Here is a 1,450-nt window from a genome sequence, read left to right on the forward strand (position 1 = left end):
CTAGTAGTGCTTGGTCAGGTGTGTTCGCTGGTGGCGTGTCCGTTTGATGGGGTGTGTCGTTGAGCGGGTGTGCTGGGTGGGGAGTTGGCCGCGGTCCGGAGTGATCTGGAGGACTTCGCGGCGGAGATGTTCGAGCCGTTCGCGCGGGCGGATCAGCGCCGGTGGGGCGAGGTCTATCTGCGAGGGCTGCTGCTGGATGGGCGGCGCAAGTCGGTGGAGCCGATGGCCGCCCGTCTGGGAGAGGATGGCAACCGGCAGGCGCTGGCCCACTTCATCACCTCCAGCCCGTGGGACCCGGCGCATGTGCGCGCCCGCCTCGCCTGGCGGATGCAGCAGGTGATCAAGCCGACCGCGCTGATCGTGGACGACACCGGCTTCCTCAAGGACGGGGACGCCTCGGCGTGCGTGGCGCGGCAGTACACCGGCACGGCGGGCAAGGTCACCAACTGCCAGGCCGGGGTGTCGCTGCATCTGGCCTCCGACGCGGCATCGGCTGCCGTCGACTGGCGCCTGTTCCTGCCCGAGAGCTGGGACCCCGCCTCGCCGAGGGCCGATCCGGCCAAGGTGGCCCGCCGCGCGAAGTGCGGCATCCCCGAAGAGGTCGGTCATGTCGAGAAGTGGCAGCTGGGCCTGGACATGATCGACGAGACGAGGTCGTGGGGCATCGAGGTTCCGCTCGTCGTCGCCGACGGCGGCTACGGCGATGCCGCAGCCTTCCGCCTCGGCCTGGAAGAACGCGAGCTCAGCTATGCGGTCGGCATCTCCACCACGACCACCGCCCACCGGGAAGAAGCCCGGCCGCACGTCCCGCCTTACGGCGGTCGTGGCCCACGGCCCCAGCCCGTCTACCCCGAGCCAGCCCAGACGGTGAAGAAGCTCGTCATCGCTGCCGGCAAGCAAGCAGCCCGGCCGGTGCAGTGGCGGGAAGGCTCCCGCCCGGGCAGCGGCCGCAGCGGCATCAAGCGGATGTACTCGCGGTTTGTGGCCCTGCGGATCCGGCCCGCCGGACGCGAGATCCGCAAGAGCACCGACGGCCCGGAACTGCCCGTGCGCTGGCTGCTGGCCGAATGGCCCGCCACCGAGCCCGAACCCGTGCAGTTCTGGCTGTCCAACCTGCCCGCCGACACCCCGCTGGCCACCCTCGTGCGCACCGCGAAACTGCGCTGGCGCATCGAGCACGACTACCGCGAGATGAAGCAGGCCCTGGGCCTGGCCCATTTCGAAGGCCGCACCTGGCGAGGCTGGCACCACCACGTCACCCTCGTCTCCGCCGCCCACGCCTTCTGCACCCTGCAGCGCATCACCCGATCCCCAAAAGAGACGGCGTCGGCCTGAGCCTCTACAAGGTCGCCCGCGAACTACAACTACTCCTCGCGGTCTGGACCGGCGCCTGCCCCACCTGTCACCGCGACATGCCAGAACCCATACCAACATGACCAAGCACTACTAG

The 1,450-nt window shown here is 69.6% G+C and carries 1 protein-coding gene; it reads left to right on the forward strand.

Translation table 11 applies throughout. The annotated features are described in order from the left end of the window. The first annotated feature begins 126 nt into the window (after positions 1 to 126). Complete coding sequence (locus tag AB0L74_RS34805) at positions 127 to 1,335, forward strand: IS701 family transposase (protein ID WP_365661632.1); 1,209 nt, start codon at positions 127 to 129, stop codon at positions 1,333 to 1,335. Positions 1,336 to 1,450 lie beyond the last annotated feature (115 nt).

Origin of the sequence: Streptomyces sp. NPDC052020 (assembly GCF_040680575.1) — a bacterium.
Taxonomy (GTDB): domain Bacteria; phylum Actinomycetota; class Actinomycetes; order Streptomycetales; family Streptomycetaceae; genus Streptomyces.